16 protein-coding genes and 1 other RNA gene are annotated in these 20,102 nt (G+C 71.7%); 1 reads left to right on the top strand and 16 read right to left on the bottom strand.

Annotated features, from left to right (window positions below; genetic code table 11):
- Positions 1-103: 103 nt before the first annotated feature.
- From ACN6LD_RS22980 to ftsE, 15 genes are all read right to left on the bottom strand, one after another.
- Positions 104-2,500, bottom strand: coding sequence for a HelD family protein (locus ACN6LD_RS22980; RefSeq protein WP_445044146.1), 2,397 nt, complete (start codon positions 2,498-2,500; stop codon positions 104-106).
- Between the two features lie 69 nt (positions 2,501-2,569).
- Positions 2,570-3,352 carry an anti-sigma factor family protein gene (locus tag ACN6LD_RS22975; protein WP_266718243.1) on the bottom strand — a complete coding sequence of 261 codons (783 nt, stop codon included), beginning with the start codon at positions 3,350-3,352 and terminating at the stop codon, positions 2,570-2,572.
- A 50-nt stretch (positions 3,353-3,402) separates the two neighbouring features.
- On the bottom strand, positions 3,403-3,924 hold the full coding sequence (locus ACN6LD_RS22970) for a sigma-70 family RNA polymerase sigma factor (protein ID WP_010039908.1): 522 nt from the start codon (positions 3,922-3,924) through the stop codon (positions 3,403-3,405).
- Between the two features lie 383 nt (positions 3,925-4,307).
- A complete protein-coding gene (locus ACN6LD_RS22965) occupies positions 4,308-4,904 on the bottom strand; it encodes a CGNR zinc finger domain-containing protein (RefSeq protein ID WP_319193389.1) in 597 nt (198 codons plus the stop codon).
- 126 nt (positions 4,905-5,030) lie between these two features.
- Entirely contained in the window at positions 5,031-6,206 is a 1,176-nt protein-coding gene (locus ACN6LD_RS22960) for a uroporphyrinogen-III synthase (protein ID WP_319193388.1), read from the bottom strand.
- 100 nt (positions 6,207-6,306) lie between these two features.
- On the bottom strand, positions 6,307-7,701 hold the full coding sequence (locus tag ACN6LD_RS22955; protein ID WP_319193386.1) for a nitrate/nitrite transporter: 1,395 nt from the start codon (positions 7,699-7,701) through the stop codon (positions 6,307-6,309).
- A 160-nt stretch (positions 7,702-7,861) separates the two neighbouring features.
- On the bottom strand, positions 7,862-8,965 hold the full coding sequence (locus ACN6LD_RS22950; protein ID WP_445044145.1) for a hypothetical protein: 1,104 nt from the start codon (positions 8,963-8,965) through the stop codon (positions 7,862-7,864).
- A gap of 154 nt (positions 8,966-9,119) precedes the next feature.
- Entirely contained in the window at positions 9,120-10,373 is a 1,254-nt protein-coding gene (locus ACN6LD_RS22945) for an acyltransferase family protein (RefSeq protein ID WP_445044144.1), read from the bottom strand.
- A gap of 110 nt (positions 10,374-10,483) precedes the next feature.
- Complete coding sequence (locus tag ACN6LD_RS22940; protein ID WP_319192927.1) at positions 10,484-12,622, bottom strand: bifunctional polysaccharide deacetylase/glycosyltransferase family 2 protein; 2,139 nt, start codon at positions 12,620-12,622, stop codon at positions 10,484-10,486.
- A 739-nt stretch (positions 12,623-13,361) separates the two neighbouring features.
- The gene (locus ACN6LD_RS22935) at positions 13,362-14,183 is read right to left on the bottom strand and encodes a hypothetical protein (RefSeq protein ID WP_319192929.1); all 822 of its coding nucleotides are present in this window, start codon (positions 14,181-14,183) and stop codon (positions 13,362-13,364) included.
- A 762-nt stretch (positions 14,184-14,945) separates the two neighbouring features.
- Positions 14,946-15,334, bottom strand: a transfer-messenger RNA (tmRNA) gene (ssrA, locus tag ACN6LD_RS22930).
- A gap of 111 nt (positions 15,335-15,445) precedes the next feature.
- Complete coding sequence (gene smpB / locus ACN6LD_RS22925) at positions 15,446-15,994, bottom strand: SsrA-binding protein SmpB (protein ID WP_057574415.1); 549 nt, start codon at positions 15,992-15,994, stop codon at positions 15,446-15,448.
- A 73-nt stretch (positions 15,995-16,067) separates the two neighbouring features.
- On the bottom strand, positions 16,068-17,246 hold the full coding sequence (locus ACN6LD_RS22920) for a S41 family peptidase (protein ID WP_319192931.1): 1,179 nt from the start codon (positions 17,244-17,246) through the stop codon (positions 16,068-16,070).
- Positions 17,247-17,313: 67 nt separating this feature from the next.
- The gene (gene ftsX, locus ACN6LD_RS22915; protein ID WP_057574413.1) at positions 17,314-18,231 is read right to left on the bottom strand and encodes a permease-like cell division protein FtsX; all 918 of its coding nucleotides are present in this window, start codon (positions 18,229-18,231) and stop codon (positions 17,314-17,316) included.
- Between the two features lie 60 nt (positions 18,232-18,291).
- Positions 18,292-18,981, bottom strand: a complete 690-nt coding sequence (ftsE, locus tag ACN6LD_RS22910) for a cell division ATP-binding protein FtsE (RefSeq protein ID WP_057574412.1) — start codon at positions 18,979-18,981, stop codon at positions 18,292-18,294.
- 237 nt (positions 18,982-19,218) lie between these two features.
- Between ftsE and ACN6LD_RS22905 the strand changes: the two genes are divergently transcribed.
- The gene (locus ACN6LD_RS22905) at positions 19,219-19,413 is read left to right on the top strand and encodes a hypothetical protein (protein WP_057574411.1); all 195 of its coding nucleotides are present in this window, start codon (positions 19,219-19,221) and stop codon (positions 19,411-19,413) included.
- Positions 19,414-19,510: 97 nt separating this feature from the next.
- On the opposite strand, the gene ACN6LD_RS22900 is transcribed toward ACN6LD_RS22905, so the two are convergent.
- Positions 19,511-20,102: hypothetical protein (locus ACN6LD_RS22900; RefSeq protein ID WP_445044143.1), on the bottom strand; the 592-nt coding region annotated here is incomplete at its 5' end.

Raw genomic sequence — 20,102 nt, 5'->3', positions numbered from 1 at the left:
TAGCGACGAAGGTTGGGCCCGGGGGCTTGGATCGAGCCGGTGTCACGACCAGGCTAACAAACGGATGCCCGAACGCCATTCCCGTGCGGGCAGTTCACCTCGATCAGTCCCGCAGAAGGTCCGGCACCCCGTGTCCGTCCGGCTCGTCCCGCTCCCCGGACACCACCGTGAGCTGCTGCGTCGCCCGGGTGAGGGCGACGTACAGCACCCGCAGGCCGGCCGGTGACTCGTCGGCGATCTCCGCGGGCGAGACGACGACCGTGGCGTCGTACTCCAGGCCCTTGGCCTCCAGGCTGCCGAGCGCCACCACACGGTCCCCGAGACCTGCCAGCCACCGCCTGGCCTCCTCACGGCGGTTCATGGCGACGACGACGCCGACCGTGCCGTCCACGCGTTCGAGGAGCCGCTCGGCCTCCGCGCGCACCGTCGGCGCCAGCGAGCCGCGGGCGGCCGTGAAGCGGGGCACGACACCCGTCGATCTGACCGCCGACGGGGACTCGGCGCCCGGCATGGCCAAGGCCAGCACCCTGGCGGCCAGCTCGGCGATCTCGGCCGGGTTGCGGTAGTTCACCGTCAGCTGGAAGCGGCGGCGGGGGCGGGTGCCGAGGGCCTCGTCGCGGGCCTCGGCGGCCTCGTCGGGGTCGGACCAGGAGGACTGGGCCGGGTCGCCGACGACGGTCCAGGTGGCGTGCCGGCCGCGGCGGCCGACCATGCGCCACTGCATCGGGGTGAGGTCCTGCGCCTCGTCGACGATGACGTGCGCGTACTCGGTGCGCTCCTGCGCGAGCCGCTCGGCGCGCTCGCGCTGCGTCTCCTCGCGCACCGGCATCAGCTCCTCGAGACCGCTGAGCTGGTCCATTGGGTCCAGCTCGCGTCTCTTGCGCGGGCGGGCCGGGGCTCCGAGGATCGCCTGGAGCTCGTCGAGCATGGCGATGTCGTGCACGGAGAGCCCGTCCCGCTTGAGGGAGCGGGCGACCTTGCGGACCTCGCCGGGGTTGAGGATGCGGCGGGCCCAGCGGCCCAGCCGCCGTTCGTCGGCCATGGCCCGCAGGACCGCCTGCGGGGTGAGCTCGGGCCACCAGGCGTCGAGGAAGGCGATGAAGGAGTCCTCGGTGCTGACGTCCTCGTCGAAGGAGGAGCGCAGCTCGGCGGCGAGCTCCGGGTCGCTGTGCCGGCCGGACGCGCCGGAGCGCTCCCACAGGGCGTCCAGGAGCAGCTTGCGGGCGCGGGGGCGCAGGAGGTTCACCGGGGCGGTGCCGCTGAGCGCGTTGTGCCGGACGCGCTGCAGGTCGGAGGCCTCCAGCTCCAGCCGGCGGCCGAACGCGACGACGCGCAGCCGGCCGGGCGTGCCCACGGGCGCGGGAGCCTCGTCGGGCTCGTCGAAGCCGAGCTGCGTCGCCCGGGTCGTGTCCCGGCCGGCGTCGGCGCCGTTCTCCAGTGCGCCGCGGGCGGCTTTGCGCAGCACCTTCAGCATCCTGTACGACCCCTTGGCCCGGGCCACCGCCGGGGAGTCGTACTGGGTGGCCTCGGCGCCGTCGACGAGGGAGCCGATGGCGCGGATGGCGACCTGGCCCTCCTCGCCGAGGGAGGGGAGCACGCCCTCGGTGTACGCCACCAGCAGGGGCGTGGGCGAGACGATCAGGATGCCGCCGGAGTAGCGCCGCCGGTCCTGGTAGAGCAGATAGGCGGCCCGGTGCAGCGCGACGGCCGTCTTCCCGGTGCCCGGGCCGCCCTCGACGTAGGTGACGGAGGCGGCGGGGGCGCGGATGACGAGGTCCTGCTCGGCCTGGATGGAGGCGACGATGTCGCGCATGGTGTGGCTGCGGGCCTGACCGAGGGCGGCCATGAGGGCGCCGTCGCCGATGACGGGCAGTTCGCCGCCGTCCAGGGTCGCTCTCAGCTCGGGACGCATCAGGTCGTCCTCGACGCCGAGGACGCGCCGTCCCTTGGAGCGGATGACCCGGCGGCGCACGACGCGGCCCGGGTCGACGGGGGTGGAGCGGTAGAACGGGGCGGCCGCGGGCGCCCGCCAGTCGATGACCAGCGGCGCGTACTCGGAGTCGAGGACCCCGATCCGGCCGATGTGCAGCGTCTCGGCGATGTCGGCCGTGTTGTCGGGGCGGACGGCGCCCTCGGCGGGCTCGACGGCGGTGTAGGCACCGTCCGGGCCCTTCTTGCCGTCCTTGCCGAGCAGCAGGTCGATCCTCCCGAACAGGAAGTCCTCGAACTCGTTGTTGAGCCGGTTGAGGTGGACGCCGGCCCGGAAGACCTGGGCGTCCCGTTCGGCGAGGGCGCCGGGCGTGCCGACCTGGCCGCGCTGGGCCGCGTCGTTCATGAGGAATTCGGCCTCGTGGATCTTCTCCTCGAGGCGGCGGTACACCCGGTCGAGGTGTACCTGTTCGACGCTGATCTCTCGGTCCCGCACCGAATCCCCCATGGAATCCTGCGCGGCTTCGTCGACCGATCCGACCACGGTCTCCTGCTGTGCCTGAGCGGCCACCGGGCCCCCTTCTGACGTGCTGGGCAGCCGTCAACCGTACGCGAAGGGGGCCCCCGAAGCCATGCGCGACTACGCGTCGACCTGGACGAGCTTCTTGCCGTCGAAGGTCATGACCTCGAAGTGGTCGATCTCGTTGGTCTTGAAGGCCGCGCCGCCGGATACGTAAAGCGGGTTCTTGGCCTGTTCGGTCTTGGCGTCGGGGAGGCCGTAACCCCAGTCCGGCACCGACCAGGAGGAGACCGTCTCGCGCTCGCCGTTCTTGCCGACGGCGATCAGCGAGCACTTCTCCGGGCCCTTGACGTTCTTCAGCTCGACGCCGATCTCCGTGCCCCACGCCTTCTCGCCCATGGCGACGGTCGCGGAGACCTTGCTGGCGGAGTCGGTCGCGGAGACCCGCTGGGCGAGCGCGTCGAAGGCGTCCTTGGCGGAGTTCGCGGACTTGGTGGAGCCCGCCTGGACGCCCTTGCTCCCGCCGTCGCCGCCGGTCGCGGCCAGCACCGTGAGGGGGCCGCCGATGATCAGCGCGGCCGCGGCCGCCACCAGGAAGAAGGAGCGGCGGCGCTTGAGCGCGCGGCGCTCGGAGATCTCGTCGACCAGCCGCTCCGCCAGGCGCGGGCTGGGACGGGCGGACAGGGAGTCGCCGATCGCCGGGGTGCCGGAACCCGGCAGGTCCGCGAGCGCGGCCAGCATCGGCTCCATCCCGGCCAGCTCGTCGAGCTGCTGGGCGCACCACTCGCAGCCGGCGAGATGCGCCTCGAAGGCGGTCGCCTCGGCGTCGTCGAGGATGCCGAGGGCGTAGGCGCCGACGGTCTCGTGTTCGCTCGGGCTCGGAGATCCCACAGATCCCTGCATGGGGCCAGACATACCCGGCCCACCTGCTCCGAACCCCCCGTAAATGCTCATCACGCCGTCACCCCCCGCTCCTCCAGAGCCAGCTTCATCGACCGCAGGGCGTAGAACACCCGTGAGCGCACGGTGCCGCTGGGTATGCCGAGCGTCTCGGCCGCCTCGTTGACGGTACGCCCCTTGAAGTACGTCTCGACGAGCACCTCCCGGTGGGCCGGGGTCAGGTCGTCGAGCGCGTCGGACAGCGTCATCAGCCACAGCGCCTTGTCGATCTCGTCCTCCGCAGGAATGACCTCCAGCGGCGACGGGTCGACCTCCTGCGGCCGGGCCTGCCGGCTGCGGTGGCCGTCGATGACGATGCGACGTGCGACCGTCACCAGCCAGGGGCGTACCGATCCGGTCGCCCGATTGAGCTGACCGGCGTTCTTCCAGGCACGGATGAGCGTCTCCTGCACGACGTCCTCGGCACGCTGCCGATCTCCGGCAACCAGGCGCAGGACATACGCAAGCAGGGGTCCGGCATGCTCCCGATACAGAGCACGCATCAGCTCCTCGTCAGGTTCCGAGGGCTGGGACATGCGATGTCGGGCCCTCGATCCACGTTCATTGGCCACGGCCGCATCTTTGCGCACGCCCACCTCCGGTGTCCGGGGGATCCCCCGTTCGGTCGCTCGACGACGGGTACGCAAGGGGGGTGTTGAGCGTTCAAACCGCGGGGACACTTTTCTTCCGGGTGTCATGACGAGGGGGACATGGCGGCACATTCCCACCGTCTTTTCTTTACAAATCCGCCACATCGACAAGATCGCGCCGACTGCCCGCCGAGCGCCGGGGGTAAACGGTGTGTAATCGAAATCACTTCGACAACCACCAGGCCGCGGGTCCACGAAAGCCGCATACCCGACAGGGCAGTTGGCGGACGGTCACCCGGAGTGCGGCCCGCAAGTCACCCGACGAAGGCTCAGGCGCGCGCGAGCGCGGCGCGCCGACGGTGTCGCGCGACCCGTTCCCGGTTCCCGCAGACCTCGCTGGAGCACCAGCGCCGGCGACGGCCCCGGGAGGTGTCGACGTACACGATCGGGCAGTTGTCCCCCGCGCACTGCCGCAGCCCGGCCCGGGCGACCGGATCGGTGAGCAGTTCCACCGCGTCCAGGGCGACCGCGGCGAGCAGTGCGGCGCAGCCCGGCGGCCGTTCCAACTCACGCACCAGCACGCCGTCCTCGCCGCGCACCGCGCGAGGGACGGGCGGCGCGACCCGGGCGGCGTCGTTGACCCGGGCCAGCGCGAGATCGTGGGGGGCGGCGGAGGTGCGGGCGAGCCACCCGTGCACCAACTGTCCTACATTGCGCCGCAGTTCCCGGAAGGCCGGCGGCCAGGACGGGTCGGCGTGGGTCAGCGGGGTGCCCGGCGGGACGAGTCCGCAGCCGCGGATCCACGCGCACAACGGCGCGACGCCGTCGAGATGTTCCTCGGGATGACTGGTCGCCAGCAGGTCGAGACAACACCGCCCGGCGTCGAACCGCAGCTCGTGGAAGTCCGTGACCGTCCCCAGTGTCATGCGCCACCGCCTTGGGCGTTCTCCCGGAAGAACCCTCCCCCTCACAGTGCCAGCGCCGGAAGCCGATAACCAGCCCGTCCGGGGGCACTCCCCGGGGCAGTTGCGGCCCCGGGGCGGGCAAACCGCTCAGACGTCCGCGTACTTGGCGTCCGCGGCCGGGTCGAGCGCCAGCCGGTACCCGCGCTTCACCACGGTCTGGATCAGCTTGGGCGCGCCGAGAGCCGTCCGCAGCCGGGCCATCGCCGTCTCGACGGCGTGTTCGTCCCGTCCGGCCCCGGGCAGCGCCCGCAGCAGATCGGACCGCGGCACGACCCAGCCCGGCCGCCGCGACAGCGCCCGCAGCAGCGACATCCCGGCCGGCGGCACCGGCCGCAGCGCCCCGTCCACCAGCACCGCATGGCCCCGGATCTCCACTCGGTGACCGGCGAGCGGCAGCGCCCGGGCCCGGCCCGGCAGCTCCTGGCACAGCAGTTGCACGAGCGGCCCGAGCCGGAACCGCTCCGGCTGGACGGTGTCCACGCCGCGCGCCTGCAGCGGCAGCGCGGTGACGGGGCCGACGCAGGCCGGCAGCACGTCGTGGTGCAGGGCCGTGAGCAGCTCGGACAGCAGCCCGCGCTCCTCCGCCCGCGAGAACAGCGAGACGGCCGCGGGCGCGCTGGTGAAGGTGATCGCGTCCAGCCCGCGCGTGACGGCTGCGTCGATGAGCCGGTCGAGCGGCGTGATGTCCTCCGGCGGCATCCACCGGTAGACGGGCACCCCCACCACCTCGGCGCCCGCCACCCGCAGCGACTCCACGAACCCGGGCAGCGGTTCGCCGTGCAGCTGGACGGCGACCCGGCGCCCTTCGACGCCCTCCTCCAGGAGCCGGTCGAGCACCTCGGCCATGGACTCGCTGGACGGCGACCACGTCTCCGTCAGCCCGGCGGCCCTGACGGCGCCCTTCACCTTGGGACCGCGGGCGAGCAGCTCCACCCCGCCCAGCCGGGCGAGCAGCTGCTCGCCGAGCCCCCAGCCGTCGGCGGCCTCGACCCAGCCGCGGAAGCCGATGGCGGTGGTGGCGACCACGACGTCGGGCGCCTGGTCGATGAGCTCCTTGGTGGCGGCGAGCAGCTCGCCGTCGTCGGCGAGCGGCACGATCCGCAGGGCGGGCGCGTGCAGCACCGCCGCCCCGCGCCGCTGGAGCAGCGCGCCGAGCTCCTCGGCCCGGCGCGCGGCCGTCACGCCCACGGTGAAGCCCGCGAGAGGCCCGTGTTCGACGTCGCCCCGATGGCCGGTGGCCGGTTGTTGCTGTTCCTGGTGCATAGCTCTCGTCCCGCAGTCACGTCGCGTTTGACCTACATGCCGACGAGCCTGTCAACGGTGCGTGACAGGCTCGGTTCGGCTTCATGTCGCCCGTGTTACGTCACACCTCCGCGTAGCTGAGCTGCGGCTTCGCCTCGGATGCCGAGCCGGTGGCGGTCACCCGGCCGGCCGGACGGCGAAGGTATACGGCCCAGGTGACCGCGAAGCAGGCCGCGTAGAAGGCGAGGAAGGCCACGAAGGCGCCGGTGCCGGAGCCGTAGGAGAGGAACGACTGGCGGAAGGCCAGGTTGATGCCGACGCCGCCGAGCGCGCCGACCGCGCCGATGAGTCCCATGGAGGCGCCGGACAGACGCCGGCCGTAGGCGGCCGCGGCCTCGCCCTCCAGGCCCTTCGCGACGGCCTTGGCCTGGAAGATGCCGGGGATCATCTTGTACGTCGACCCGTTGCCGAGGCCGCTGAGCACGAACAGCACCACGAAGGCGGAGACGAAGAGTCCGAGCGACTTCTCCATGCTGGCGAAGACCAGGACGCCGGTCGCGGCGGCCATCCCGACGTAGTTGTAGAGCGTGATCCTCGCGCCGCCGTACTTGTCGGCCAGCCAGCCGCCGACCGGGCGGATCAGCGAGCCGAGCAGCGGGCCGATGAAGGTGAGGTAGGCCGCCTGGAGGGGCGTCCGGCCGAACTGGTTCGTCAGGACCTGCCCGAAGGCGAAGCTGTAGCCGATGAACGACCCGAACGTGCCCACGTACAGGAAGGACATGATCCAGGTGTGGGCGTCCTTCGCGGAGTCGATCGCGGCGCCGGTGTCGTTCTTCACGGACGCCAGGTTGTCCATGAACAGCGCGGCCAGGGTCGCGGCGATCACGATCAGCGGGATGTAGATCCCGAGCAGCACGCGCGGGCCGCCGCTCGCGCCGATGACGGCGAGACCGATCAGCTGGAGCACCGGCACGCCGATGTTGCCGCCGCCCGCGTTGAGCCCGAGCGCCCAGCCCTTCTTGCGGAGCGGGAAGAAGGCGTTGATGTTGGTCATGGAGGAGGCGAAGTTGCCGCCGCCGATGCCCGCGATCAGGCCGACCAGCAGGAAGGTGTTGAAGGAGGTCCCCGGCTCCATCACCGTGAAGGCGGCGACGGTGGGGATCAGCAGCAGGCCGGCGGAGATGATCGTCCAGTTCCGGCCGCCGAAGATCGCGACGGCGAAGGTGTACGGCACCCGCACCACCGCTCCGACCAGCGTCACCATCGACGTCAGCAGGAACTTGTCGGCGGGGGTGAGGCCGTACTCCGGGCCCATGAAGAGCACCAGCACGGACCACATGGTCCAGATCGAGAACCCGATGTGCTCGGAGAGGACGGAGAAGAGGAGGTTGCGGCGGGCGATCTTCTCGCCCTTCTCGTTCCAGAAGGCCTCGTTCTCGGGGTCCCACTCCTCGATCCAGCGGCTCCCCTTCTTGGCGGGGGACGGCGGTGCGGGGGCTGTACTCGGGGCTGTCATGACGCCTCCACGTGCTCCGGGCTCGGGTGGTCCGGGGGGATGAGCGGTGATGAGTCCCGAAGGTAGGGAGAGCGCGTTTCCGCGCTGTGGCTGTGGGTGACCGGAAAGGAACGTTGCTCTCACCTTGAGCGGACGGCCGGTGAGAGGTCGCGGGCAGAGCTCAGTCCTGGGGCGGCCGGTCGTAGGGGGCGGGCTGCTGGGGCTGCGGGTACGGCGGGGCCTGAGGGGCCGACGGGGCCTCGGGGGCCTGGGGAGAGTACGGGTATTGCTGCGGGTACGGCTGTGGCCGGCCGTACGGGGCGGGCTGCTGGGGCGGCTGGTGCTGCGGGTGAGGCTGCGGCTGCGGCTGCGCGTACGGGCCGGGCTGGGGCTGCTGCTGGTGCTGATGCCCGGCGTACGGGTCCGGCTGGGGGTCGTGCTGGGAGTACGGGCCCGGCTGATGCTGGTACGGCTGTGGCGGCTGGTGGTGGGACTGCTGATACGGCTGCGGCTGCTGGTGGGGGTGCGGGGGCTGCTGCGGCTGCTGCGGCTGCTGCGGCTGATACGGGTAGCCGTAACCGGGGGCGGCCGCGGGGGCGGCGCCGTACGGGCCGGACGGGGGCGACGCCGGCGCCTGGGCCGGGAGTCCGGCGCCGTACGGGTTCCGGCCGGGACCGGCCCCCGCTCCCGCCCCCACTCCCGCGGGCAGGTACCGCAGGCGGCCCGTCGCGTCGGTCACCGGGGTGAAGCCGGCGGCTTTCAGCCGGGCGCCGGACGCGGCGTTGCGACGCCGGTTGACGGCGAAGCCGGTTCCGCAGACGGCCATGAGGACGACCCAGACGGCGGCGGCGACTCCGAAGTCGGCGCCCGTGGCCCCGAGCCGTATCCCGAGGACCGCGCAGCCCGCGGTGGCGCCCAGCGCGCCGTACCCCATCCGCTTCTCGGCCTGCCTGCCGGTGAGGTCGAAGGTGATGCGGGTCCGGAGAAGTTCGAAGGCGTCCGGGACCAGCGGCGGCAGGGAGAAACCGTCGTGCGCGTTCGGGTACTGCGCCCAGTTCTGCGCGGCACGCGCGCGTGCCTGCGGGCTGGGATCGGGGACGATCAGCAGCTTCAGCGCGTTGCCCTGCGAGCCGCCGTGCCCGGCGTCCGCGTACTCGTACCCGAACTGCTGGGCCACGAAGGCGAGCCGGGCCAGCTTCTTCACCGAGGCCAAAGGGCTGGTGAGCTCGACGGGCCCACCTCCCGCCATCGACTTCAGCATGCTTCGCATCTGCCGCTTGCTCACCGGCACTCACTCCCCCACCAGCCGAACGGCTGTTCACTCACGCAACGCGGGCAGTCTTCCACACGCCCGCGGCCCCGGTGAGCGGCGACCGACCCGCTCGAACCTGCTTCTCACCCCCGCCCGGCGACCGGACGGGGGCGGAGCACGCCCCAGGTCACGCGCGGTGCGCGCCGACGCGTCCGTCCGGCCACAGACGGGGCCTGCGGCGGGCCGCCAGGTCCTCGACCCAGCCGAAACAGACGACGCAGGCCGCCGTGAGGAGCCAGACGAACGGCAGCTGGGGCCACGGGCTCTCCAGCACCCAGCGGGCGTCGTTCTCCAGCAGGGGGAAGGCCCACAGCCGGTCCCACAGGGCCTCGACGACGCCGATGCACACGTTGTGCCAGAGATAGATCGTCACCGCACGGGAGTTGAGCAGGGTGATCACCCGGTCCCAGCGGCGCAGCCGGGCCGGCCACTCGGTCCAGGACGGACTGATGTGCAGGAGCATCAGGACCGCGGCGAAGGACCACAGGGACTGCGCGAACGGCATGTCGTCGAGGTCGTGGCCCTCCCTGAGGTGATGGCCCAGCGCGTACCAGAGGCCGGTCGCCGCCACCACCGGGGCCAGGGACGGCACCGCATAGCGGGGCAGGCGGCGCAGCAGGCCCTCCTGGTGCGCCATGCCCAGCAGCCAGCACGCGCCGAACGTGCCGAAGTCCGTGAGGCCGGCCTGCAGACGCCAGCCGGGCAGTGCCACGGCGCCGAACTCCAGGGCGGCGGACAGCGCGAGCGGCGCGAGAACCGTCGGCCAGGGCAGCCGGCGCAGGGCGCGCAGCAGGAGCGGGGAGAGCACGACGAACCAGAGGTAGGCGCGGAGGTACCACAGGGGCACACCCATGTCGGTGGCCCAGTCGTCGCCGATCAGCTGCCGCACGCCCGGCAGGGATTCGCCGTACGGCGGGTCGCTCAGCGGGAGGACCCAGTACGCGAGGTGGAACCACCACCAGCCCGGGTGCCCTTCCTCGTCCGGGCCCCATCCCGCGGCCAGCATGCCCGTCACGCCGACCGCGCCCAGCAGCCACAGCGGCGGCAGCAGGCGGCGCATGCGTCCGCGCACGACCTCCAGCGCGGGACGCCGGGTGAGCGAGCGGGCCATCAGGTTGCCGGCGAGCGCGAACATCACGCCCATCGAGGGGAACACGACCGGGAGCCAGGCCCAGCCCATCAGGTGGTAGAGGACGACACGGAACAGGGCGACCGCCCGGAGGAGGTCGAAGTAGCGGTCGCGTCCGCCGCTCTTCTTCGCCGCCTGAGAAGCATCGGTGCGCGCGGTCCCGCCCGACTGCTCGGCCCGCTCGGTCGGCTCGGCCCGCTCGCCCCGCCCGGTCGGCTGGGTCGGCTGGGTCGGCTCGGTCAGTTGAGGCAACCGCGCGGTGCTGTCCAGCGGGCGGTCGTCCGCAGACCGACCGTCCGCCGGGCGACCGTGCGCCGGCCGGCTGCCCGGCCGTCCGCTCGGCTCCGTCCTCGGCTCGGTGCTCATCGGACCGCACCCCCGTCCAGGCTCGCGGCCGGCGCCACCGCGCCCGGCGGGGCGGCCACCTGCCCCTTGCGACGCAGCTTCTGCCAGCGCAGCCGGCCGCCGGTGAGCGCGGTGATCCAGGACTGGAGCAGCACGATGTACATCAGCTGGCGGTAGAGGAGCTGCTGGAGCGGGAGGGAGATCAGCGGGGTGAGCCGCTCGCGGTCGAGGACGAACGCGTAGGCCGCGCAGCCCGCCTGGACGGCGAGCACGCCGAACCAGGCCGCGATCGTCTGGCCGGTCGGGCCGAAGAGCAGGCCGTAGACGAGGAACAGGTCGATGAGGGGCGCGAGGAGCGGGGCGACGACCATGAAAAGGGAGACGAGCGGGAGGCCCACCCGTCCGAAGCGGCCCGAGGGTCCGCGTTCGACGAGGGCGCGGCGGTGCTTCCAGATCGCCTGCATCGTGCCGTAGCACCAGCGGTAGCGCTGGGACCACAGCTGCTGGACGGACTCCGGGGCCTCGGTCCAGGCGCGTGCCTTCTCCGCGTACACGACGTGCCAGCCGTCCCGGTGGATGGCCATGGTGATGTCGGTGTCCTCGGCGAGGGTGTCGTCGCTCATGCCGCCGACGCGGTCGAGCGCGCTGCGGCGGAACGCCCCGACGGCTCCCGGGATGGTGGGCATGCAGCGCAGGACGTCGTACATGCGGCGGTCGAGGTTGAAGCCCATCACGTACTCGATGTGCTGCCAGGCGCCGATGAGGGTGTCCTTGTTGCCGACCTTGGCGTTGCCGGCGACCGCGCCGACCTTCGGGTCGGCGAACGGCTGGACGAGCTCGCGGACCGTGGACGGCTCGAAGACCGTGTCGCCGTCCATCATGACGATGAGGTCGTGCCGCGCGTTGGCGATGCCCCGGTTGAGGGCGGCGGGTTTGCCCGCGTTGAGCTGGCGCACCACCCGGACGCCGGGCAGCTGCAGGTCCTCGACGATGCGGGCGGTGCCGTCGCTCGAGCCGTCGTCGACCACCAGGATCTCGATCGGGTGCTCGCTCTCCATGAGCGAACGGACCGTGTTCTCGATGCACTTGGCCTCGTTGTAGGCCGGCACGAGCACCGAGGCCGGTTCGGTGACGGGCGCGTCGGGACCCCATACGAAGTCCTTGCGGCGGGTACGGCGGGTGTGGATCGCGGAGAGCAGCAGCATCAGACCGAAGCGGGCGAAGACGAGGACGCCGATCACGGCGAGGCCGACGACCAGGACGGCGGTGATGTCGTCGGAGGCCCCGACCAGGAAGACCCAGGCCCTGCCCTTCCACAGGTCGGCCCCGGTGACCGGGGTGTGCGCGCTGGGCGCCTGCAGGGCCTCGGTGAGGTTCTCGAACGCGTAACCCTTCCGCGTGAGTTCGGGGAGATAGACGTCGAGGGCCTGGACGGTCTGGCGGCGGTCGCCGCCGGAGTCGTGCATGAGGACGATGGCGCCCTTGCCGCCCTTGGGCGTGGCGTTGCGGATGATCTGCCGCACGCCCGGCCGTTGCCAGTCCTCGCTGTCGGCGGTGGTGAAGACGGTGAGGTAGCCGCGCGTCCCGACATACCGGGTGACCGGCCAGGAGGCGTCGTCGAGCGCGTCCGGGCTGGAGGAGTACGGCGGCCGGAAGAGGGACGTCCGGATGCCGGCGGCGCCCGCCAGTGCCAGCTGGTTCTGGGTGAGCTCCCAGTCGATGCGCTTCTTCGACTGGTAGGAGAGGTCGGGGTGGTTGAAGGTGTGCAGGCCGATCTCGTGGCCTTCGTCCACCATCCGCCGGACCAGATCCGGGTACCGGGAGGCCATGGTGCCGGTGATGAAGAAGACGGCGTGCACCCGGTGCTTCTTCAGGACGTCCAGGACCTTCGGGGTCCACGTGGGGTCGGGTCCGTCGTCGAAGGTGAGCACGATCCGGTGGTCGGGCACCTGCAGGCTGGTCACCTGCCCGCCTCGGGTGTCGACGACCGGGCCGCCGTCGAGGATCTTCTCGGGCACGGTGCCGGAGGCGGCATCGGGGCGGACGCGGTGGTCGGCGAGGATCTCGCTGTGCACATAGCCGCGCAGCATCAGCATCGCCATCATCGCGACGAGCACGAGCAGCGGCAGCAGGCGGCGCAGCCTGAGAGGAGGCATCAGACGGCGGCGTCCGGGCGGGGCCGCGCCGTGCGCGGGGCCGCCGGCTGCCCGCCCCGCGGCCCGGCCGCGCCGTGGGCCGGACCGCCGGCCGGCCTTGCGCCCGCCCGGCTCACCTCCGGGCGAGGCGGCGACGGAGGCGGTCCGGCCGCCCGACGCATGCGCGGAATGCCTGACGGCGGACCGTCGGGCCGAACGCCGGCTGCTGTGTGGTGCCATGAGAGTCGGTTCTCCGGGGACGAGAGTCGGACGAGGGTTTCGCGCCGCCCCGCAGGACGGCGCACTCGGGCCGCGTCGGCCGGCCGCGTCAGCCGGACGGCCCGGTAGGACGACCGGACTCCGGTCGCGCGGCGGGCAGCGGGACGGGCGCCGGGCGGACGGCGGGCAGCGGGACGGGCTGCCCGCGCCGGACGGACGCCGGAGCGGAACGGATGCGGGAGGGGGTGCGGGAACGGAACAGATCGCGGGCGCCGGGCGGGCAGTGGGCAGCGGGACGGATCAAGGGCCCCGGGTGGCGGCACGGACGGCGGGTGACGAGGAGCCGACGGGAACCGGACCGGGCGGGTCCGCCACGGCCGGAGCCGGGCCCCACATGTCAGGCCGGCGCAGCGTCCAGTCGCGCGGGGCGGAGTCGCTGCTCCCGCCCGTGCCGCGGGTCCGTGCTCCTGCCCCGGTCCGCGCGCCCCGTGGGACTGCGCCCCCGTCGGCACGCCGTCGGCCGGCGGTGCTCACCGGCTCTTCAGGCCGCCGGGGTCGAGGCGGCCGGGGCCGGTTCCGCGGGGCCGCCGGCGACCGTGGTGGAGGCTCCGCCGGCCGGGGACGGGGACGACACCGGCGAGGGGGACTCCGCGGGCGTGGACGCCGGCGGCGGCGGCGTGGACGCCGGCGGCGCGATCACCGGGCCGGTCGGACCCGATGCCGGTGACCCCGTGGCCGTCGGGCCGGCGCTGGGCCGGACGGCCCCGCTCGCCGACGGCCGGGCCGCCGCCGACGCCCCACCGGTCGGCGCGGCGCTCCCCGAGGCGCCCGGCGCCCTGCTCGCCCCCGGCTTGCCCGGGTCGGCGGCGGAGCCGGAGGCCGTGGCCCCCGCCTCGCCGGGACGCACGGAGCCCGGCGCTCCGGGGCGCGAGGAGGCGGAGTCGTCGGGCGCCGAGGAACTGTCCACCTCGCCGGCCGCGGGCTTGTCGTCGGCCTGGCCGGGCACCGGCACGGGCAGCCAGGGCGCGCCTGCGCTGCCCGAGAGCAGCGCGGCCACGATGACCACGGCGTACGCCCCGCACGCGATGCCCACGAAGATGCCGATGCGGCGGAACGTCCGGCTGCGGCGACCGGACTCGTCGACGAAGACCGGGACGTCGGAGGCGGCCTCGGGGCCGTCCGGCCGTCCCTGCTTCAGGGGGTCGAGCTGGACGGTCACCTCGCCGGGATCGGCGCCCTCCCCGTCCGGGCCGCCCGGCTTCTCCGCCCACGGATCCCGAAGATCGCTCGAAGGTTCGTTTCCGGTCACCCCGTTCGACTGCGCCGGGGCCGGCGGGAGGCCGCTCTCACGCGGTGCGTCCATCAGCGAGCGGTATCTTCCGCCGCTTCCCGTCATCGGTGCCAGGGACTGCCCCCCGAGCCCGGGAGCGCTCCGAGATCCTGCCGATCCCGCCCCCGCGACCGGCGCGTCCCGCGTAGGGAACACCGCCTCAGGCCACTCCGGTCGGGCTTCTTCTCGCCAATTCTTCACGTGCGCACTACCCCCCACAGAACTGTTCCGGGTGCGCCTACGACCCCGAGCCCACGTCGACGGAACCAGGCCCCCACCCAGCTCTCGCGCCCCTTTTATCCCATTGCGCTCAGATCCACGAACCTAGCGCAGGCATGGGCCCGGCATTCGCGTTGTGTCATTTATGGACACAAGTCATGCTCATGCCTATGGCTGGATTCCATCCCTCCAGGAGCCGCCGATGCGGCCTTCCGGCGCCCGGGAACCGGCGGGTCCACCCCGGACGGACGGCGAGCGCCGGAGAGACCAGCCCCTTCGCCACACCGGTGCGACGGGAGGGGAAGAGGAGGCCGGACGGCGCCACGCGCCGAGCGCCCCTCCAGGCATGGCCGGAAAGTACACCTTGATGGATGTCGGATTGCCTGCTTTTCTGACCGCACGCCGACATCAACCGATCGTCCATGCATGGGTACGCCGACGGCGGCTTGAGCGCCGGCAGCTGAGGCAGCGGCGACCGAGGCGGCGACTGAACGGCCGCCCGAGGCGCAGGCGCAGAGCCGCACGCAAAAAGGCCCCACTCCCTGAGGGAGCGGGGCCTTCATGTCACATGGGATGAAGTGGAGATGGCGGGAATCGAACCCGCGTCCAACGGTGCAGAATCAGGGCTTCTCCGTGTGCAGTTCGCTGTGATTTTCTCGGCCCCGGTGATCACGCGAACAAGTCGCCGACGGGCCCAGTCACTGTTTGATTTCCCATCGCACCCCGTGACCGGGCGCAATGGTTTAGTCCCCTAGATTATGCCAGGATCCGGATCGGGAACACTTCCGGGCTGACACCCATTAAGGGTCCTACACTCACTGCTTATTAGGCAGCGAGGGCGTAGGACTGGGAATCGCTCTTGGTATTGGCGATTATTTTTTGCGACATATGGTTTACGAGATCATTGCCGCTTCCTCGACACGCTTCCCCTGCTTCAACAGTCGCTGTCGAAACCGATCATCCCCATGTTGATTTTTCAATCCCTCCGAGGAGGGCCCGTGCCCACTGCGGGGCACAGGTGCCATCGTACGTGACCAACGCGCGCCGATGCCACCGTATTCCCCACGGGCCGCTCGCTAGGCGTGCCGCTGCTTCCGCTTGACCGCGGCGATCGCCCGGTCCGTCTCCCTGCGGTCCTGCTGCTCGCGCAGCGTCTGCCGCTTGTCGTACTCCTTCTTGCCGCGCGCCAACGCGATCTCGGCCTTGGCCCGGCCGTCCTTGAAGTACAGGGCGAGCGGCACGATCGTGTGCCCCGTCTCCTCGGACTTCACCGCGAGCTTGTCGATCTCCTCGCGGTGCAGCAGCAGCTTGCGCTTGCGGCGCGCGGAGTGGTTCGTCCAGCTGCCCTGGCTGTACTCGGGGATGTGCGCGGCGTGCAGCCACGCCTCGTCGCCCTCGATCTGCACGAAGCCGTCGGTCAGCGAGGCACGGCCCTGTCGCAGCGACTTCACCTCGGTGCCGGTGAGCACCAGGCCGGCCTCGTACACGTCGATGATCGCGTAGTCGTGCCGGGCCTTCTTGTTCTGCGCGACGATCTTGCGCTTGCCGTCCTTGGCCTTGCCGGACGCGGCCGCCCCGCCCTGCTTCGGCTGGGACTCCTTCGGTACGTACATTCCCTTGCTCATAGTCCTGCCATTTTCGCATCCGGAAGGGGCCGAAGGGAAAGCCGATTACGGGTGGATCCGGCGCGGCGGTCGCTCAGGTCGTGTCCCCGAGTCCGCTCAGCACGGTCTCGGCCCGTCCCAGCGCCCCGTCGTCCGCCTCCAGGTCGGGCGTGATGCCGCGGCCGTCGACGCCGTGGCCGGAGGGGGTGCGGTAGTGCCCGACCGTCAGCTCGGCGACGGAGCCGTCGGGCAGCCGGCGCGGCATCTGCACCGAGCCCTTGCCGAAGGTGCGTGATCCCACGACGATCGCCCGACCGCGGTCCTGCAGGGCGCCGGTGACCAGTTCGGCCGCGCTCATCGTGCCGCCGTCGACGAGGACGACCAGGGGCTTGCGGGTGTCGCCGCCCGCCTCGGCGTGCAGGGCGCGCTGGTCGCCGTCGACGTCGTAGGTCGCGACGAGGCCGCCGTCGAGGAAGACGGAAGCGGTGGTGACGGCCTCGGTGACCAGGCCGCCGGAGTTGCCGCGCAGGTCCAGCACGATCCTGCCGCCGGCCGGCGCACGGCGCACGGCACCGCGCACGGTGTCGCCGACGCCCTTGGTGAAGGCGGCGACGGCGACGACGGTGACCCGGTCGGCGAGTTCCCGCACGGTGACGGAGTCCTTGGACAGCAGCGCCCTGCGCACGGTCTCGGTCCACGCGCGCGTGCCGCGCTCCAGCCCGAGACGGACGGGGGTTCCGGCGGACGCGGCCTCGGCGTCACCGCGCAGTAACGCGACGACGTCCGTGACCGGGAGGGCGTCGACGGACCGGCCGTCGACGGTGCGCAACCGGTCGCCCGCGCGGATCCCGGCGGCGGCCGCGGGCGACCCCGGCTGCACCTTGGTGACCTCGATCCGGCCGCCCCGCTCGCGCCGCGCCTCCAGACCCACGCCGGTGTACCGGCCGTCGAGGGATTCCTCGAACTCCTGGTACTCGCCCTGGGAGTAGACGGCCGCCCAGCGGTCCCCGCTGCGGCTGACGGCCCGCTCGGCGGCCTCCATCGGGGACTTGCCGTCGGCGGCGGCCTCCTCGGCTGCGCGGGCGACGTCCTCCGAGTGACCGGCCGGGGCTGTGGCGGGTGCGGCGCCCGAAGCGCTCCGCTGCCCGTCGCCCGGCCCCCGCGGCAACGACCCGGTCGCCGCACCGGCGACGAGAACGCTCGCGAACACCAATGTCAGCGTGGCCCCGCGGCCGAAACGGCGGGGCTGACAGAACAGGTCACGGCCTGACATGGCGGTGAGTCTAGGGGAACGCGAAGAGCCGTACGGACGGTTGACCGTACGGCTCTCGGGGCGTGCGTCACACCTTCAGGTACTTGCGCAACGCGAAGAAAGCGGCCAAGGCGGGCATGAGCAGGCTCGTGGCGAGGATGAGCGGAAGCTTCGTCAACACGGCGTCCCAGCCGATGAAGTTGATCAAGTTGAGCTTCTCGGACAGCGCCAGGCCGTTGTCGATGATGAAATACCGGCCGATCACCAGGAATCCGCAGGCGACCGTGCCGCCGATGAGTCCGGCCACCGCGGCCTCCGCGATGAACGGCGCCTGGATGTAGAACCCCGACGCGCCCACCAGCCGCATGATCCCGGTCTCTCGCCGACGGCTGAACGCCGAGACGCGCACGGTGTTGACGATCAGCATCAGCGCGACCACGAGCATCAGCGCCATCACCGCCCGCGCCGCCCAGTTCATGCCGTTGAGCAGCCCGAAAAGGTTGTCCAGGATGCCCTTCTGGTCCTGCACGGACTGCACGCCGTCCCGCCCGTCGAAGGCGGTCGCGATGACCTGGTACTTCTCCGGGTCCTTCAGCTTGATCCGGTACGACTCCTGCATCTGGTCCGGCGTGAGGGAGCTGGCCAGCGGCGAGTCGCCGAACTGCTCCTTGTAGTGCTTGTACGCGTCGTCCTGCGACTCGTACGTCACCTTCTCGACGACGCCCATCTTGTCGAGGTCGGCCTTGATCTGCTTCTTCTGGTCCGCGGTGACCGCGCCCTTGGCGCAGTTGGCGTCCGACTCGGCGTCGCTCTTGTTGCAGAGGAAGACCGAGACGTTGACCTTGTCGTACCAGTAGCCCTTCATCGTGCTGACCTGGTCGCTCATCAGGAGCGACCCGCCGAAGAGCGCCAGGGACAGGGCTACGGAGACGACGACGGCGAAGGTCATCGTCAGGTTGCGGCGGAGACCTACGCCGATCTCCGACAGTACGAACTGGGCGCGCATGGCGTGTTGTTCAGGCCTTTCCGGGGACGTCCGCGAGAACGGGGGCGATGGCGGGGGCGGTCAGTGCTGGTAGCCGTAGACGCCGCGCGCCTGATCACGCACGAGGCGGCCCTGCTCCAGCTCGATGACGCGCTTGCGCATCTGGTCCACGATGTTCTGGTCGTGCGTGGCCATCAGCACGGTCGTGCCCGTCCGGTTGATCCGGTCGAGCAGTTTCATGATGCCCACGGAGGTCTGCGGGTCGAGGTTGCCGGTCGGCTCGTCCGCGATCAGCAGCTTGGGCCGGTTCACGAAGGCGCGCGCGATGGCCACGCGCTGCTGCTCACCGCCGGACAGCTCACCGGGCATCCGGTCCTCCTTGCCGCCGAGCCCGACGAGGTCGAGCACCTGCGGCACGGACTTGCGGATCTCGCCCTTCGACTTGCCGATGACCTCCTGCGCGAAGGCGACGTTCTCCGCCACCGTCTTGTTCGGCAGCAGCCGGAAGTCCTGGAACACCGTCCCCAGCTGGCGGCGCATCTGCGGCACCTTCCAGTTGGAGAGGCGCGCGAGGTCCTTGCCCAGGACGTGCACCTGACCTTGGCTGGTCCGCTCCTCGCGGAGCACCAGCCGCAGGAAGGTGGACTTGCCGGAACCGGAGGATCCCACGAGGAACACGAACTCGCCCTTCTCCACCTCGAGGGAGACATCCCTGAGTGCGGGGCGGGTCTGCTTGGGGTAGACCTTGGAGACGTTGTCGAATCGGATCACGGATGCACCACGGGTCGCCGGGGGTAGATGAGCGTGACCATACGCGAACCGGGGAGGGCGGCGCAGGCGTCGGGAGGGGTTGGGTGGGGCTTGTGCGTTTTTGTACGGGACTTTGTACACCCTGCGCTCTTCGAGTGAGCCGCGCGGGCACCGGAGGAACCTGGCACAGTGGAAGGGGAACGTTCGCGCCCCCGGAGGCGTTGTGTCCATGGAACCGGTGCAAGGAGGGCGAGGCGCATGACGTACGACCGGCTGGTGTGCGCTAACTGCGCGGCCCCCGTGAGCGAGGGCCGGTGCCCCGTGTGCCGCGCGAACCGCGAGCGGCTGCAGCAGCAGGAGAACTTCTTCGCGGGGCTGAACCCGATGGCGCTGATCGCGCTGCTGGCGGTGCTGGTGGCGGCGCTGGCGCTGCTCGCCCATCAGACCGCGTAGTCCGCCCGCCACACCCACACGCGCATCACAAAGGGCCCGGAGCTGATCGCTCCGGGCCCTTTGCTCTCACGTCATGTGCGCGTACGGCTGCTCACCGTCAGGCAGCGGCTCCACCGCGGCCGGCCACGAGGCGCGGCAGCACCCGGAAGCCGATGCCGCCGGCGATCATCGTGGCGGCGCCGAGAATGAGGAACGTGGTCTCGCCGGCGCCGGTCTCGGCCAGCTCCTTGCCGCCGCCCTGGGCGACCGCGTCGGAGGTGGAGTCCGAGGTGTCGGTCAGCGCGGAGCTGCCCTCCTCCTGAGTGGAGGTCCCGTCGGCGTCCGGACCACCGACAGTGGAGCCACCGGTCGAACCGGTCGAACCGGTGGTGCCGGTCGAACCCGTGGTGCCGGTCGAACCGGTCGAACCCGTGGTGCCGGTCGAACCGGTGGTGCCGGTCGAACCGGTGGTGCCGGTCGAACCGGTGGTGCCGGTCGAACCGGTGGTGCCGGTCGTACCGGTGGTTCCGGTCGTTCCGGTGGTGCCCGTCGTACCGGTCGTGCCCGTGGTGCCGGTCGTACCCGTAGTGCCGGTCGTACCCGTGGTCCCAGTGGTGCCGGTCGTACCCGTAGTGCCGGTCGTACCCGTGGTCCCAGTGGTGCCGGTCGTACCCGTAGTGCCGGTCGTACCCGTGGTCCCAGTGGTGCCG

This window comes from Streptomyces sp. SAS_272, assembly GCF_052543235.1.
Note: the sequence above shows the minus strand (reverse complement) of the source record. Positions and strands in the feature narration are given on the sequence as shown.

What these genes read in the sequence shown, in the direction of transcription:
- ACN6LD_RS22955 (WP_319193386.1), bottom strand. Translation starts at nt 7,701, where the DNA reads ATGACAGCCCCGAGTACAGCCCCCGCACCGCCGTCCCCCGCCAAGAAG.
- ACN6LD_RS22975 (WP_266718243.1), bottom strand. Translation starts at nt 3,352, where the DNA reads ATGCAGGGATCTGTGGGATCTCCGAGCCCGAGCGAACACGAGACCGTC.
- ACN6LD_RS22970 (WP_010039908.1), bottom strand. Translation starts at nt 3,924, where the DNA reads ATGTCCCAGCCCTCGGAACCTGACGAGGAGCTGATGCGTGCTCTGTAT.
- ACN6LD_RS22905 (WP_057574411.1), top strand. Translation starts at nt 19,219, where the DNA reads ATGACGTACGACCGGCTGGTGTGCGCTAACTGCGCGGCCCCCGTGAGC.
- ACN6LD_RS22960 (WP_319193388.1), bottom strand. Translation starts at nt 6,206, where the DNA reads ATGCACCAGGAACAGCAACAACCGGCCACCGGCCATCGGGGCGACGTC.
- ACN6LD_RS22935 (WP_319192929.1), bottom strand. Translation starts at nt 14,183, where the DNA reads ATGGACGCACCGCGTGAGAGCGGCCTCCCGCCGGCCCCGGCGCAGTCG.
- ftsX (WP_057574413.1), bottom strand. Translation starts at nt 18,231, where the DNA reads ATGCGCGCCCAGTTCGTACTGTCGGAGATCGGCGTAGGTCTCCGCCGC.
- ACN6LD_RS22920 (WP_319192931.1), bottom strand. Translation starts at nt 17,246, where the DNA reads ATGTCAGGCCGTGACCTGTTCTGTCAGCCCCGCCGTTTCGGCCGCGGG.
- smpB (WP_057574415.1), bottom strand. Translation starts at nt 15,994, where the DNA reads ATGAGCAAGGGAATGTACGTACCGAAGGAGTCCCAGCCGAAGCAGGGC.
- ACN6LD_RS22940 (WP_319192927.1), bottom strand. Translation starts at nt 12,622, where the DNA reads ATGCCTCCTCTCAGGCTGCGCCGCCTGCTGCCGCTGCTCGTGCTCGTC.
- ACN6LD_RS22965 (WP_319193389.1), bottom strand. Translation starts at nt 4,904, where the DNA reads ATGACACTGGGGACGGTCACGGACTTCCACGAGCTGCGGTTCGACGCC.